Below are 13,368 nucleotides of genomic sequence, written 5' to 3'. Positions count from 1 at the left end.
CTAGATGCCGAAGAACTGCTTGCCAATCATGTAGCCCAGTGCCGCCACGACCAGCGGAAAAAGTGCCGGCGCGGCTTTGCCAAGAAGGGAGACCTGCTGGTCCTTCGCTGGCGTATGACGTGCATTGCCGAGATTCTTGGTCATTGCTTGCCTCAGGTTCGGAGGATTTATTAGCAAATGCTTATTAAAAGCATGGCCGCATTAACGGCCTGATAGGAAATCAACTCTGATCAGAGGCAAATTCTAATGATCGGCACTTGGACGGCAAAGACGCGCTGCCCTATTTAGCCCGTTCGAAGCATTGGCCGCGACGCGCGGCCGTTCGCGTCAATCGGTAAAACCGCGCCTGAACAACAAGATGGCTCAGGAACCCGATTTAGCAGGTGAACGCCAGCTCCAGAGCCGGTGCAGTTCGTCCGCCGCCTCGCCCGACAGGCGCGGGGTCGAACGGCATGCCTGTGGGTGACGCAGGCCGTGCGCCCTCAAAAAATTCGCAAACCCAAAAAATTCGCAAACCAATGTCGGACTGGCTAGCCTTCGTCCGTCCTTGGGGTATCGAACAGGCATTCATGAAAGGATCCAGCAATGCCCGGCACCGTACGTTTGCACCGCGTTCTGACGACCAGCCCGGAAAAGGTCTATCGCGCCTTCGTTGAAGCGGACGCGCTGGCCAAGTGGCTTCCGCCAAACGGCTTCACCTGCACGGTCCATAATTTCGAGGCAAAGGTCGGAGGCACGTTCAAGATGTCGTTCCGCAATTTCACCACCGGCGACAGCCACTCCTTCGGCGGCGAGTATCTCGAACTCGTTCCGGGCGAGCGCCTGCTTTACACCGACAGGTTCGACGATCCCAACCTGCCCGGCGAGATACGAGTGACCGTGGTCTTGAAAAAAGTGTCGGTCGGCACTGAAATCGACATCACCCAGGCGGGCATTCCGGACGTCATTCCGGTCGAGGCCTGCTATCTCGGCTGGCAGGAGTCGCTCAGAAATCTGGCAAAGCTCGTCGAGCCCGAGATCAATCAATAGGCTGAGAGTGGCTGGGAGAACGGTCGTTTCTGGCCTGCCGAAGCCCGAACTTGGACTGTGGCGGGAACTGCCCTTTATCGCTAGCAATTCATCATTGCGTTTGACACCCCCTGTGACTGGACGTGTCAATGAAATGAAGAGTGCAGCGGAGGCTGAAAAAGCATGACTTTGACCAATCGAGACATTGTCGAACTAACCGAATGGCGGCGCAAGCTGCATCAGCAACCGGAAATCTCGAATGAAGAGGAGAAGACCGCAAAAGAGGTCGTCGCTTTCCTCGCCGATACGGGGCCGGACAAGGTGCTGACACAGCTCGGCGGGCACGGCGTCGCGGCCATATATGACAGCGGCAAAGCGGGGCCGACGGTGCTGTTCCGTTCGGAACTCGATGCCTTGCCTATCGAAGAACTTTCAGGCGTGCCGCATTCGTCGCGCGTACCGGGCAAGTCGCATATGTGCGGCCATGACGGACACACCGCGATCCTGGCATCCCTTGGCCGTCAGTTGGGGCGCGAGAGGCCTGCAAGCGGCCGCGTCGTGCTGATGTTCCAGCCGGCGGAGGAAACCGGCAATGGCGCGGCCGGCGTCGTCGCCGATCCGCGCTTCGGCGAGATCGTGCCGGATTTCGCTTTCTCATTGCACAACCTGCCCGGCGTGCCGTTCGGCGAGGTGCGGCTCAAAGCCGGCGTGGTCAACTGTGCATCACGCGGCATGCGCATCGTGCTGGAAGGCAAGACCGCCCATTCGTCCATGCCGGAGACCGGCATCTCGCCGATGCTGGCGATCAGTGAGCTGATGCCGGCGCTGCCGGCGCTCGGGCGCGGGACCTTCGCCGATAACGACTTCTCCATGCTGACGGTCACCCATGCCGCGATGGGCGAAGCCGTGTTCGGCATCGCGCCGGCTCACGCCGAGGTGTGGGCAACGCTGCGCACCCGGCGTGACGAGCGCATGGCAAACCTGTGCGCTGCTGCCGAAGCACTGGTCGCCAGGATCGCGGGCGAGCATCGCCTTTCCGTCCGCTGGGACTATCACGAGATCTTCGTCGCCAGCGTCAACGCGCCGGACGCGGTGGAGCATCTGCGGCGCGCGCTCGATGAAGAGGGCGTCGCGCACGGCGAAGAAGCCCTGCCGATGCGCGCCTCTGAAGATTTCGGCCTGTTCGGCCATAGTGCCAAGTCTGCGATGTTCTTCCTCGGTGCAGGCGAGCGGCACCCTGCCTTGCACAATCCCGACTATGACTTTCCCGACGACCTGATCCCGATCGGGTCAAGGATCTTCATGCGCACGGCACGTAATTTGCTGGGCTGACCTCCGCCAACTCTAACACCGAAAGGAACACGCAATGCCAACGATGCCAAAGAACACGATTTGCCTCTGGTTCGACAAGGACGCCGAGGCTGCGGCTCGCTTCTACGCGGAGACCTTTCCCGACACCAGGGTGGGCGCCGTTCACCGTGCGCCGAGCGACTTTCCGTCCGGCAAGAAAGGCGACGTGTTGACGGTCGAATTTACCGTTGCCGGCATTCCCTGCATCGGATTGAACGGCGGCTCCACATTCAAGCAGAGCGAGGCCTTCTCGTTCCAGATCGCCACCGACGATCAGCAGGAAACCGACCGCTACTGGAATGCCATCGTCGGCAATGGCGGCCAGGAGAGCGCGTGCGGCTGGTGCAAGGACAAATGGGGCATGTCCTGGCAAATCACGCCGCGCACGTTGACCGAGGCCATGGCGGCCGGCGGCGAGGAAGCCAAACGCGCCTTTGATGCGATGATGGAGATGACGAAGATCGACGTCGCGGCGATCGATGCAGCCCGGCGCGGCTGACCTCGATCGCAGCTGAGTTGCTATCTGACCTTGATGACGACCTTGCCCTTGGCGCGTCCTGTTTCGACATAGGCCAGCGCCTCGTTGGCGGCTTCGAAGGGAAAGACCCGGTCGACAACCGGGCGGATCGCACCAGCTTCGATGAGCGATGCGATCTTGCTCAATTGCTCGCCCTGCGCCCACATGAAGAGAAACGAGAACGTCACGCCACGGCGCTTGGCTCTCGCTCGAATACCGCGGCTCAGCAGGCGAAGCACCAGCTTCAGCACCATGTTCAGTCCCTTTTCCCTGGCGAAGTCGGGATCCGGTGGGCCGGAGATGGAGATGAGCTTGCCTCCCGGTTTCAGCACATTCAGTGACTTTTCAAGTGTCTTTGTGTCCTGGCTGTTCAAGACGACGTCGTAGCCCGACAGCACTTTTTCGAAATCGTCTTTCTTGTAGTCGACGACGACATCGGCGCCGAGCCCCTTGACCAGACCGGCACTCGCCGCGCTGGCGGTGGTCGCAACGGTCGCGCCGAGATGCTTTGCCAGTTGGATGGCGAATGTCCCCACGCCGCCGGATCCGGCTTGAATGAAGACCTTCTGTCCCCTCTTCAGGTTGGCCCTTTCGATGAGCGCCTGCCAGGCGGTCAGGCCGACCAGCGGGATCGAGGCCGCCTCTTCCATGCTGAGGTTCCCGGGCTTCAGCGCCACATCCGCCTCATCCATGGCTATGAACTCGGCAAATGTCCCGATCCGGCCATCGCGCGGCCGCGCATAGACGTCGTCGCCGAGTTTGAACTTGCGGACTTTCGATCCCACGCGGACAACCCTCCCGGCCACGTCGTGACCCAGGATGAATGGTCGGCGATAGGGCAGGATCAGCTTGAACTCTCCGGTTTTGACCTTGGAATCCAGCAGGTTCACCGCCGCGGCGTGGACCTCGACAAGGACATCGCTGTCCCCGAGTTTCGGCTCCGGCATTTCGGCCAGCCGCAGCGTGCCGTTCTTACTATACTTGTCGACGACGAATGCCTTCATGGCAGTGACTTTCTGAGAGATTGTTGATGTTCGGGACGAAAGCCGCCCGGTGAGAGGTGTCAGGCCTCGAGAAAGGCCAATGCTTTCGGAACGAAATCCGCGTGGTTCTGGAACACCCCGCCATGGCCGGCATCCGCATAGATCACCAATTGCGCGCCCGGAATGCGGCGGGCGAGATCGTGGGTATTGACGCTCGGCACCATCCTGTCGTGATCGCCATTTGCGATCAGCGCAGGGATGCGGATGGCGCTCAAGTCTTGCGGCGCCTGTAGTCCATAAGCCTTCACCGCCCGGAGTTGCGCGCCGAACGCGCTAAGCGATATCGGCCTGTCGCGGTCGGCCTTGCGCTCTGTCAGCCGCTGCAGGAACGCCTTCGCGGCGCGGCGCCCATTCACCGTTCTGGTGAAAAACAGATAGTATTTCGGATCCCGAAAAGTCAGCGCACCCTTGATCATGTCCACGATCGTCAGTGGCGTCATCTTGTCGATGCCTTGGCCGCCGGCCGGCCCGGTGCCGGCCAGGATGAGCTTGCGCACGAGCCTCGGTTCGGTCAGCACGATCTCCTGCGCCACGAAGCCGCCGAGTGAGAAACCGAAGAGATCGACTTGATCGAACCCCAGCGCCCGGACAAAGGCGACCGCATCCCGTGCCATCCCGGCGATGCGTGACGGCGTTTTGCCGCCTGAAGCACCAACGCCCCTGTTGTCGAAGGCAATCACCCACCGGGTCGCGGCGAGGCCATCGACGATGCGTGGATCGAAATTGTCCAGTTGAGCGCCGAGATGGTTCAGCAGGATTACCGGCACGCCCGTCCTTGGTCCGAGCTGCCGATAGACGAATGCCGTGCCGCCGACATCGACGGAATGCGTTGGCGTGTCCTGGAATGATGCCCGTGAGTGGGGCGACCGCCTGAACCCATGCGTCATGCTTGGCACCTCCGCCTTGCGGGGGCTGGCCAATCGTGTTGTCGTTGCCAGTCGCATGTGCGTAAAACCCTCTGCTCGCTGTTGTTCAAACCGGCAGGCGGAACTGTTTGCGCAGGCTCTTGTCGAATATCCCCGGGGGAGCAAAGCGACGCAGCAGGCTGACTTGGTGCGCTGCCCTGCCGGCGGTGTAGCGCCGTTGCGGACGGGCATCGGTCGCTGCTTTGACGACCACCTGCGCCACCACTTCCGGCCGATCGGCTACGGGCATCACATCGCGAAGCAGCGCTTCCAGCGTAGCTCGAGCCTGATCGTATTCCTGCAACGGCGAATCCGGTTGGATCCCGTTCTGGTCGAAGACAGTGCGAACGAATGCCGGCTCGATGACCGAGACGCGGATATTGAAGGCACGAACCTCGTGGTCGAGCGATTCCGAATAGCCCTCGAGCGCGTGCTTGACCGCCGAATAATGCGCTGAATACGGCGCCGGCACCAGTCCCAGCACAGAGCCGATATTGACGATGCGCCCCTCGCCACGCCGCCGCATCGACGGCAGCACCGCATTGGTCATGCGGATGACGCCGAACAGATTGACGTCGAACAAGGCCTGCACCTGTGCAATCGAGAATTCCTCGGCGCCTCCAAGCTGGCCGACGCCGGCATTGTTGACCAAGAGGTCGATCCGGCCGGTCTGCGACAGCACCGTCGAAACGAGTGCGGCAACGGCCTCACCGTCGGTCACGTCGCAAACCAGCATGGTCACCCCGTCCGGGCCGTTGTCGGCCTTGCGCCGGCTGGTTCCGAAGACAGTGAACCCCGCCTTTGCCAGAGCCTCGGCACTGGCGCGGCCAATGCCCGAAGAGGCTCCCGTCACAACAGCGGTTTTTCCGGAATTCGCATTCATTTCGTGCTCCAAATCATGAGGGCTAGCTTTTTTGCGCCCGTTGAATTACAGTCGTAATATCAGATTACACTCATAATTCAATAGCAGAAAGGAATAGCAGCCATGCGCTACGAAAAGGGCCGGAAGGACGCCTCGCGCGGACGGATCCTGGAGGTCGCGGCAGAACGCTTTCGCGGCGACGGCATCGCCGCGTCCGGACTGGCGACCATCATGAGCGACGCCGGGCTGACGAACGGCGCCTTCTATCCGCACTTTCAATCCAAGGCGCAGCTTGTCCGCGAAAGCGTGGCGGCGGCGATGGAGCTTCAGGCGCAGCAACTGGCAGAAGCATTAGCTTCGGGCGTGGAGATGGCCATCGGCACGTATCTGTCGGCCGAGCACCGGGACAATCCCGGAAAGGGCTGCGCGTCAGCCGCGCTGCTGCCGGAGCTCGCCCGTCAGCCGCCTGAGACGCGTGAAGCCTATACAGACCACCTGCTGGCTTTGGTGCGCCAGTTGGCGCAAGCGCTACCGCAGGCCAAGGATCCGGAGGGCGTGGCGCTGGCTGTCTTCGCAACGCTCCTCGGCACGCTGCAAATGGCCCGCGCCGTGGGCGGAACGGAATTGTCCGATCGCATCCTCTCGGTGGGGAAAGATGCGGCGAAGACGCTGATCGAGCAGCGTTAGCGCTCCAGGAAGCTGACAGTGAGGAACATGCCGGGCGCGGATAGCCGATCCGTCAGATCTTCCGGCTGGCCAGCAGCCTTGTCAGCCAGTCCGGATTCATTTCCGGAACAGAGGACAAAAGCCGTTCGGTATAGGCCGCGTGCGGTGGCGTGAGAACTTCGCTCTTCAATCCCTGCTCGACGACTTTGCCGCGGTGCATGACGACGATTTCGTCGGCTATCGCGCGCACCGTAGCAATGTCATGGGTAATGAAGATGTAGCTCATTCCGAGTTCACGTTGGAGACGTATGAGAAGCTTGAGAATTTCCTCTTGGACGATCTGGTCGAGCGCGGACGTGATCTCGTCGCAGATGATAAGCTCCGGATCGGCAGCCAACGCCCGGGCAATGCAGACGCGCTGTTTTTGGCCACCCGACAGCTCGCCAGGCAGGCGTTCCAGAAAATCTTCGCTCATCTCGACCATGTGCATAAGTTCGCCGATCCGGCGATCCCTCCGCGCACCCTTAAGGCCGAGGTAGAATTCGAGCGGCCGAGCTATGACTTCTTCGACCGTTTGGCGCGGATTCAGGGCGTTGTCGGGCATCTGATAAATCATCTGTATGCGGCGCAGGACCTCTTTCGGCCGCGTCTTCAGGCCCGTGGAAAGAAGCTGGCCGGCAAAAGAAATCGAGCCTGAAATTGGCGGCAAAAGGCCGGTGACGACTCGAGCGAGCGTCGATTTCCCCGAACCGGATTCGCCGACCACAGCCACGGTTCTTCCGCGCGGAACCTTGATGGAGACATCCTGGAGCACCTTGACCTTTCCTGCATAGGCCGCGGTAACGTTGTCTATCGTCAGCAGATAGTCATCGGCTGGAACTTCGGGCTTGGCGAGCTTGCGTACGGCCCAGAGCGTTTTTGTATATTCCTGGCTGGGCGAGGCCAGCATCTGGCGTGTGTCTGCCTCCTCCACGGTACGTCCGTGGCGCAGAACCATGATACGATCCGCCATTTGCGCCACCACCGCCAGGTCATGCGTCACATAGATTGCAGCGGTGCTGAGTTCCTCCACGATGTTGCGAATGGAAGCTAGAACTTCAACCTGCGTGGTCACGTCGAGCGCCGTTGTTGGCTCGTCGAATATTATGAGGTCCGGACGACAAGCCATTGCCATCGCTGTCATTGCCCGTTGCAACTGCCCGCCGGAGACCTGATGAGGATAACGAAAGCCTATGGTCTCCGGTTCTGGGAGTTGAAGGCGTCGATAAAGATCGACGGCGCTCCGGTTCGCCTCTTCCCGGCCGGCAATTCCATGCGCCACCGCGGTTTCGACGGTTTGTTCCAAGAGCCGATGTGCCGGATTGAAAGAGGCAGCCGCGCTTTGCGCGACATAGGCAATGCGGGAGCCCCTGAGGCGACGGCGCCCTTTTTCATTGACTGCCAGAAGATCAATCCCGTCGAACAGGACCGAGCCTTGCATGATCCGGCAGCCCGGCTTGGCATAACCCATTGCGGCAAGGCCAATGGTGGACTTGCCGGCGCCTGACTCTCCGATCAGCCCAAGAACCTGGCCCCGCTTCAGCGTCAGATCGACCCCGTGGACAATGGGATGCCACCGCTCATCCGAGAACCCCTCCACATGCAGATTGCGGATTTGAAGCAGATCCTTTCCTTTTTCGCGTGGGCCTGGGCCGCTACTTTTCATCCCGCAACCCGCTTGTTGCTTGCAGGAACCAGTCCACCACGAAATTCACGGACACGGTAAGGAGAGCAATCGCGCCGGCCGGAAGTAGCGGGGTGACATCGCCATAGGTGATCAGGGTCGCGTTCTCGCGCACCATTGATCCCCAATCGGCCGTCGGCGGCTGAATACCGACGCCGAGAAACGACAGCGCCGCGACTGTCAGGAACACGAAGCAGAATCGCAAGCCGAACTCGGCGACCAGTGGCGGCATGACATTGGGAAGGATTTCCTTGGCGATGATCCATTTCGGTCCCTCGCCGCGTAATCGTGCCACCTCGACATATTCCATCACCGCCACGTTAAGCCCGACGGCGCGAGAAAGCCGAAAGACCCGGGTGGAATCCAGAAGCGCAATGATGACAATCAGGCTCGTGATCGACGAGCCGAAGATCGTCAGCAGCACCAGCGCGAAGATCAGACTCGGGATTGACATCAGCACGTCCACCGCACGCGACAATATCTGGTCGAGCCACCCCCTGTACAATGCGGCAAGAAGGCCGAGCGAGACGCCGACCGCGAAGGACAGCAACGTGGTCGCGACCGCGATAGCGATGGTGTTGCGCGCACCGTAGATCAAGCGGGTGAGCATGTCGCGGCCGAGCTGATCGGTTCCCAATTTGAACTCCTGGCTCCACGGCGCGAAGGCTTCGCTGAAAACCTGCGTCTCGCCATATGGGGCTATCCAGTGCGCGAAGACCGCAACAAAGACGTAGCCGAGGATCACGACGATGCCGAACCATGCGCTGAACGGTGCCTTCTTCAGCGCAGTTTTCGCCCGGGTGGCACGCGAGCGCCTCAGCCTTTGAACCGCCGCGACAGATTCGGATCTGGTCATCGCGGGTGCAAGAGCCTGGGATTGGTGGCGACGGAAATAATGTCGGCTAGCAGGTTGAGAAGGATGTAAGTCGCGGCGAAAATCAGGGCGCAGGCCTGGACAACCGGAACATCCCTGGATTTCACCGCGTCAACCATCAGCTGGCCGATGCCGGGGTAGACGAACACGACCTCGACCACGACCACTCCGACGATGAGATACGCCAGGTTGAACGCCACCACAGTGACGATCGGAGCCCAGGCATTGGGCAGGGCATGCCTCAGCACGATCACCATCGGGGACATTCCCTTGAGGCGCGCCATATCGATGTAGGGGCTTGCCAGCATGTTGATGATGGCCGCTCGAGTCATGCGCATCATGTGGGCCACGATTACGAGCGTAAGGGTGATTGCCGGCAGGGCCACTTTCCAGAGATGCTCCCAAAATGGCGTCTGATCGTTCACATTCGACAATGTCGGAAATTTGGGAACCGCATTGAGCGCCCAATTCAGCAAGACAGTGAGCCAATGAGGCAGCGTTTGAGCGAAATCGGATCCGATGAACGTGTCGCGCGAGATCACCAGGTAGGCGAGCATATAGGCGACGAAAAATTCCGGGAATGAAATGGTTGTCAGTGTCGCGACATTCACCAGCCGGTCGAACCAGCCGTTGCGGTACAGCGCAGCCAGAATGCCAAGCCCCAAGGCCAGAGGAACAGCTATCAGCGCAGTCACCGCTGCAAGGAACATCGTGTTGTAGAGGCGTGGTGCGATGATCTCGGCCACGGTACGCCGATATCCGGTGCGGCTCGCAAACGAAGAGCCGAAATCGCCGTGGAGCATCTGGGCGACCCAAACGAAGTAGCGCTCGACAGGCGGACGATCGATGCCGATTTCCCGCTGGAACGCGGCGACCGTTTCGGGCGTCGCCGATTGCCCTAGCGTGGCCTTGGCGAAGTCGCCTGGAAGCATTGCGATCGCAGAGAAGATAATGATGGACACGATGAACAAAGTGACCAGGCCGAGGCCAAGGCGCTGCAGGACCGTTCTTGCGACGGGGTTCATGTGCGTGGCGTTTCCCATTGGGCGGCAGCCCTGCACTCGGAGCCAGCTGACCGGAGCCTCAAAACCATCGCGGCTCCGGCCCGCCATCTCATGCCGTGGCGATCCACCAGCGTTCGGCCATTTTCAGTCCATCGTTCTCCCAGTTGGGCGCCACATCACCGTGTGCGAGCTTTTTGGATTGGGCGCTGACGAAATTGTTGAAGACCAGCACGATGCTGCCGCCGTCATCGTGGGTTAACTGCTGCATCTCGGCATACATCGCCGCTCGCTTGGCCTCGTCCGTCTCGGCGCGCGCCTGGACAAGCAATTCGTTGAAATGGGGATTTTTCCAGAAGGACTCATTCCAACTGGAGTCGGCGGCGAAGGCTTGCGTGAACATCCAGTCGGCCGTGGCCCGACCGCTCCAATAGGAAGCGCACCAGGGTTTCTTCAGCCAGACATTGTCCCAATAAGCGTCCTCGGCCTCACGCACGACATTGACGTCGATGCCGCATTGGGCTGCCGTTTCGCGAATGAGCGAAGCCGCGTCCACGGCGCCGGCAAAAGCGGCATCGGCGACCGAGAGGTCCACCTTCAGGTTCTCCATTCCGGCCTTTTTCAGGTAGTGCTTGGCTTTTTCCGGATCGAAGCTGTGTTGCGGTTGCGGATCCTTGGCGAATTTGATGGCCGGCGCGATCGGGTTGTCGTTGGCCACAGTGGCGTGGCCAAGAAAGATCTTGTCGACGATTTCTTGGCGATTGATCGCCCATTTCAATGCCATTCGCACGTCCGGATTATCAAATGGCGCCATCGTGACATTCATCGGCAAGGTATAGTGCCCGTAGCCAGTGACCTCGACGATTTCCACCTTGGGATTGCGTTTCAACATGCCGAGGGTCTTCAGGTCGGCGCGGCCGATATAGTCCACCTCCCCCGTGGACAGCGCCGCCATGCGAGCGGCAAGATCCGTGATGGCGATGAACTCCACCTCATCGAGATAGGGCTTGCCGTTCTTGAAGTAGTTTGGATTGCGCTTGAGCTTGGCCGAAACGCCGGGCTGGAAATTCTCGACGACGAAAGCACCGGTGCGAACGCCTGAAGCCCAATCCGCCTTGCCATCCTTGGCCGGCATGATGACCAGATGGTAGTCACTCATAATGTAAGGGAAATCGGCGTTGCCGCTCTTGAGGGTGAAAACCACCGTTTGCGGGCCATCCGCCTTGATGTCGGCGACGGAGTCCAACAGCGATTTCGCCGCCGATTTGGTGTCCTTGCCCATGTGATATTGCAAGGAGGTCACGACGTCATCCGCCGTCACGGTCTTGCCGTTGTGAAAGGTTGCGCCTTTGCGCAGCTTGAAGGCCCAGGTTTTGGCTCCATCCGAAGTTTCAAAGCTCTCGGCGAGGTCCGGTTGGACATTGCCTTTGGCGTCGACCTCAGTGAGGCTGTTGGACAGCGAGCCCGAAAATGCGGTTTGTGTGAACGTGTCGGGGTAGCCGGCCGGATCGATCGAATCCGTCGTCGCGCCATGAGCCATGCCGAGCTTGGCGAAGCCGCCCTGCATTGGTTCGGCCCGCGCCGTGCTCACGAACAGCCGGTCGGCGGCGGCAACGGTCAGGCCCGCGGCCAGCCCAAGATGAATGAAGTCGCGGCGGGAAACCTTGCCGCCTCCGATCAGGCTTTGCGCGATACCAAGCTTGTATTCAGATTCTGACATTTGACTCTCCCATTGCGGAGTTCTCCGCGTTATTTCTCGTCAAGCACCGGCGAACAAATCTGCTTATCGGCTCCCGCCACCTTTCCTTCGAATTTTTCCAATCCCAATCGGCTTGCGCCAATCAGGCCGTCACGTAGATGCCGCCGGCTTCGACGGTGACTGGAAATGTGCGCGCGCGAACGGACGGATCGACCAAGGCCGCGCCTGACTTGATGTCGAACTCCCAGCCGTGCCAGGCGCATCGAACGATCTCGTTTTCGCGATGATAGATGAATTGCGCCTGTTCAACGGGCGCGGTTGTGCCGCATTGCGGCCCCTCGCAAAGCGGAGCGCCGCGGTGCGGACAGACATTCAGCAGCGCGTGGAATGAATCTCCGATGCGGAAAATCCCGACCGAAAGGCTGCGGATCTTGGCGATGAACGGAGACCCTGTTTCGATCTCGTCGACGCGGCAGATATATGTCTTCTCGGGCATCGTATGCTTCCTCAGGCGGCATTCGCGGCTTGCGCGCGGGGGATGCGTTTGTAGACTTCCAGCGCGTTCAGTCCCATGATCTTGCTCCTCCAGGCAGGAGGGATTTGCAGCGTGTTGGCATCGTCGTAATCCCAGTGCGGATAATCCGATGCAAACATCAGCGTGTTTTCTCCGTCCATCGCTTCGAGCGTGGACCAGAGATGTTGGATGTTTGCAGGCTGCTCCAGCGGCTGCGTGGAAAAGCGGATGTTGCGCCGGCAATATTCAGACGGCAGCATCTTCAGCCATGGCGTCTCCTTGCGCAGCGCTTTGTAATCAGCGTCCAGGCGCCAAAGGACCGACGGAACCCAGGCGACGCCGCATTCGATGATCACGAAGTAGAGGTCCGGCCATTTCTCGAAGACGCCATGGGCGATCATGCTTGCCACGTGCGACATCGCCGACATGTGCAGAATGGCATGCGTTTCCCAGAAGAATGTTGTCGGGGCGGGAGCAATGGCAGTTGAATTCACGCCGCCATGCCCGCCCAGATGAATGGCGAATGGCAACCCCACTTCCGCGCAGGCTTCGTAGATCGGATGGTAAAACGGGTCGCCATACGGCTTGACGGACCCCTGGGAGGCGAGAACCTGGACCATGCGCGGATGACTGCCAAGACGGCGTATCTCGGCGGCAGCGAGCTTCGGATCCTGTGGCGCGATGATGATCGAGCCCATGAAACGATCGTCTTTCGGCAACCACTGATCGATCTGATAATCGTTGTAAGCGCTTACCAGAGCGCTGGCATAGTAAGGGTTAGCCAGGGTCGACGCCTCGATAGGCTCATCGCCGGTCAGGATCGCCACGTCGACTTTGTATTTGTCGAGGTGCTTCTCTTTCATGATGAGATAGTTGTCGGCTTCCGTTTTCGGACGGATGTCCTTGCGAGAGAAGTCCTGCGGGTGGAACCAGGGCCGATGGCCATGCGGAAAGGCGCCAACGGGACCTGTTTTCTCGCCCTCGATGAACATGTCTTTCCACAAGCCGGAGAGATAGGGCTCCAACACGGTGGCGCTTGACCAGTAATTATGACAGTCGCAGTCGACTATGAACACTTCTTCCGCTCCGTATCCGTATCTCGTCCCGGCGGCGCTGCCGGCCGTTGATCTGCTGCAGCTTCCGCCTTGAGTATTGTTTGATCAAGCTTATGATACGTGGAATATGATCGAGTTTTTCGATTGGAGA

General features: G+C 60.1%; 14 protein-coding genes. 4 read left to right on the top strand and 10 right to left on the bottom strand.

Going from position 1 to position 13,368, the window contains the following annotated elements; all coding sequences use genetic code 11:
* Positions 1-144, bottom strand: coding sequence for a hypothetical protein (locus tag NKJ67_RS09675; RefSeq protein WP_023809352.1), 144 nt, complete (start codon positions 142-144; stop codon positions 1-3).
* Positions 145-585: 441 nt separating this feature from the next.
* On the opposite strand from NKJ67_RS09675, the gene NKJ67_RS09670 reads away from it, so the two are divergent.
* The 3 genes from NKJ67_RS09670 to NKJ67_RS09660 all read left to right on the top strand — a co-directional run bounded on the left by NKJ67_RS09670 (position 586) and on the right by NKJ67_RS09660 (position 2,857).
* Entirely contained in the window at positions 586-1,029 is a 444-nt protein-coding gene (locus NKJ67_RS09670; protein ID WP_023809353.1) for an SRPBCC family protein, read from the top strand.
* 162 nt (positions 1,030-1,191) lie between these two features.
* Positions 1,192-2,340, top strand: coding sequence for an amidohydrolase (locus NKJ67_RS09665; RefSeq protein WP_128305578.1), 1,149 nt, complete (start codon positions 1,192-1,194; stop codon positions 2,338-2,340).
* A 43-nt stretch (positions 2,341-2,383) separates the two neighbouring features.
* The gene (locus NKJ67_RS09660) at positions 2,384-2,857 is read left to right on the top strand and encodes a VOC family protein (RefSeq protein ID WP_352581246.1); all 474 of its coding nucleotides are present in this window, start codon (positions 2,384-2,386) and stop codon (positions 2,855-2,857) included.
* 20 nt (positions 2,858-2,877) lie between these two features.
* On the opposite strand, the gene NKJ67_RS09655 is transcribed toward NKJ67_RS09660, so the two are convergent.
* The 3 genes from NKJ67_RS09655 to NKJ67_RS09645 form a co-directional block, all read right to left on the bottom strand.
* Entirely contained in the window at positions 2,878-3,879 is a 1,002-nt protein-coding gene (locus NKJ67_RS09655) for an NADP-dependent oxidoreductase (protein ID WP_023809356.1), read from the bottom strand.
* Positions 3,880-3,938: 59 nt separating this feature from the next.
* Positions 3,939-4,805 carry an alpha/beta fold hydrolase gene (locus NKJ67_RS09650; RefSeq protein ID WP_352581199.1) on the bottom strand — a complete coding sequence of 289 codons (867 nt, stop codon included), beginning with the start codon at positions 4,803-4,805 and terminating at the stop codon, positions 3,939-3,941.
* Between the two features lie 85 nt (positions 4,806-4,890).
* Positions 4,891-5,706: an oxidoreductase gene (locus tag NKJ67_RS09645; protein ID WP_352581197.1), complete on the bottom strand. Its 816-nt coding sequence runs from the start codon at positions 5,704-5,706 to the stop codon at positions 4,891-4,893.
* Positions 5,707-5,808: 102 nt separating this feature from the next.
* On the opposite strand from NKJ67_RS09645, the gene NKJ67_RS09640 reads away from it, so the two are divergent.
* Positions 5,809-6,372, top strand: a complete 564-nt coding sequence (locus NKJ67_RS09640; RefSeq protein ID WP_127268724.1) for a TetR/AcrR family transcriptional regulator — start codon at positions 5,809-5,811, stop codon at positions 6,370-6,372.
* Between the two features lie 52 nt (positions 6,373-6,424).
* Here NKJ67_RS09640 and NKJ67_RS09635 read toward each other — a convergent pair whose 3' ends face one another.
* The 6 genes from NKJ67_RS09635 to NKJ67_RS09610 all read right to left on the bottom strand — a co-directional run bounded on the left by NKJ67_RS09635 (position 6,425) and on the right by NKJ67_RS09610 (position 13,238).
* Entirely contained in the window at positions 6,425-8,056 is a 1,632-nt protein-coding gene (locus tag NKJ67_RS09635) for an ABC transporter ATP-binding protein (RefSeq protein ID WP_352581196.1), read from the bottom strand.
* Positions 8,046-8,930: an ABC transporter permease gene (locus NKJ67_RS09630; protein ID WP_127268722.1), complete on the bottom strand. Its 885-nt coding sequence runs from the start codon at positions 8,928-8,930 to the stop codon at positions 8,046-8,048. Before NKJ67_RS09630 ends, NKJ67_RS09635 begins: the two co-directional genes overlap by 11 nt.
* Entirely contained in the window at positions 8,927-9,973 is a 1,047-nt protein-coding gene (locus NKJ67_RS09625; RefSeq protein WP_352581195.1) for an ABC transporter permease, read from the bottom strand. The genes NKJ67_RS09630 and NKJ67_RS09625 overlap by 4 nt, the downstream gene beginning before the upstream one ends.
* A gap of 88 nt (positions 9,974-10,061) precedes the next feature.
* Positions 10,062-11,669, bottom strand: a complete 1,608-nt coding sequence (locus tag NKJ67_RS09620) for an ABC transporter substrate-binding protein (RefSeq protein ID WP_352581194.1) — start codon at positions 11,667-11,669, stop codon at positions 10,062-10,064.
* A 121-nt stretch (positions 11,670-11,790) separates the two neighbouring features.
* On the bottom strand, positions 11,791-12,144 hold the full coding sequence (locus tag NKJ67_RS09615) for a Rieske (2Fe-2S) protein (protein WP_023809364.1): 354 nt from the start codon (positions 12,142-12,144) through the stop codon (positions 11,791-11,793).
* Between the two features lie 11 nt (positions 12,145-12,155).
* Positions 12,156-13,238 (bottom strand): amidohydrolase family protein, encoded by a 1,083-nt coding sequence (locus tag NKJ67_RS09610; protein ID WP_127381872.1) that lies wholly within the window; start codon positions 13,236-13,238, stop codon positions 12,156-12,158.
* Between the last annotated feature and the right edge of the window lie 130 nt (positions 13,239-13,368).

Origin of the sequence: Mesorhizobium sp. M0088, assembly GCF_040322895.1 — a bacterium.
Classification (GTDB): Bacteria; Pseudomonadota; Alphaproteobacteria; order Rhizobiales; family Rhizobiaceae; genus Mesorhizobium.
This window is presented reverse-complemented; position numbering and strand designations above follow the sequence as displayed.

Bases quoted from the DNA above. Each gene is read 5' to 3' on its own strand.
- NKJ67_RS09675 (WP_023809352.1), bottom strand. From the start codon at position 144: ATGACCAAGAATCTCGGCAATGCACGTCATACGCCAGCGAAGGACCAG.
- NKJ67_RS09670 (WP_023809353.1), top strand. From the start codon at position 586: ATGCCCGGCACCGTACGTTTGCACCGCGTTCTGACGACCAGCCCGGAA.
- NKJ67_RS09665 (WP_128305578.1), top strand. From the start codon at position 1,192: ATGACTTTGACCAATCGAGACATTGTCGAACTAACCGAATGGCGGCGC.
- NKJ67_RS09660 (WP_352581246.1), top strand. From the start codon at position 2,384: ATGCCAAAGAACACGATTTGCCTCTGGTTCGACAAGGACGCCGAGGCT.
- NKJ67_RS09655 (WP_023809356.1), bottom strand. From the start codon at position 3,879: ATGAAGGCATTCGTCGTCGACAAGTATAGTAAGAACGGCACGCTGCGG.
- NKJ67_RS09650 (WP_352581199.1), bottom strand. From the start codon at position 4,805: ATGACGCATGGGTTCAGGCGGTCGCCCCACTCACGGGCATCATTCCAG.
- NKJ67_RS09645 (WP_352581197.1), bottom strand. From the start codon at position 5,706: ATGAATGCGAATTCCGGAAAAACCGCTGTTGTGACGGGAGCCTCTTCG.
- NKJ67_RS09640 (WP_127268724.1), top strand. From the start codon at position 5,809: ATGCGCTACGAAAAGGGCCGGAAGGACGCCTCGCGCGGACGGATCCTG.
- NKJ67_RS09635 (WP_352581196.1), bottom strand. From the start codon at position 8,056: ATGAAAAGTAGCGGCCCAGGCCCACGCGAAAAAGGAAAGGATCTGCTT.
- NKJ67_RS09630 (WP_127268722.1), bottom strand. From the start codon at position 8,930: ATGACCAGATCCGAATCTGTCGCGGCGGTTCAAAGGCTGAGGCGCTCG.
- NKJ67_RS09625 (WP_352581195.1), bottom strand. From the start codon at position 9,973: ATGAACCCCGTCGCAAGAACGGTCCTGCAGCGCCTTGGCCTCGGCCTG.
- NKJ67_RS09620 (WP_352581194.1), bottom strand. From the start codon at position 11,669: ATGTCAGAATCTGAATACAAGCTTGGTATCGCGCAAAGCCTGATCGGA.
- NKJ67_RS09615 (WP_023809364.1), bottom strand. From the start codon at position 12,144: ATGCCCGAGAAGACATATATCTGCCGCGTCGACGAGATCGAAACAGGG.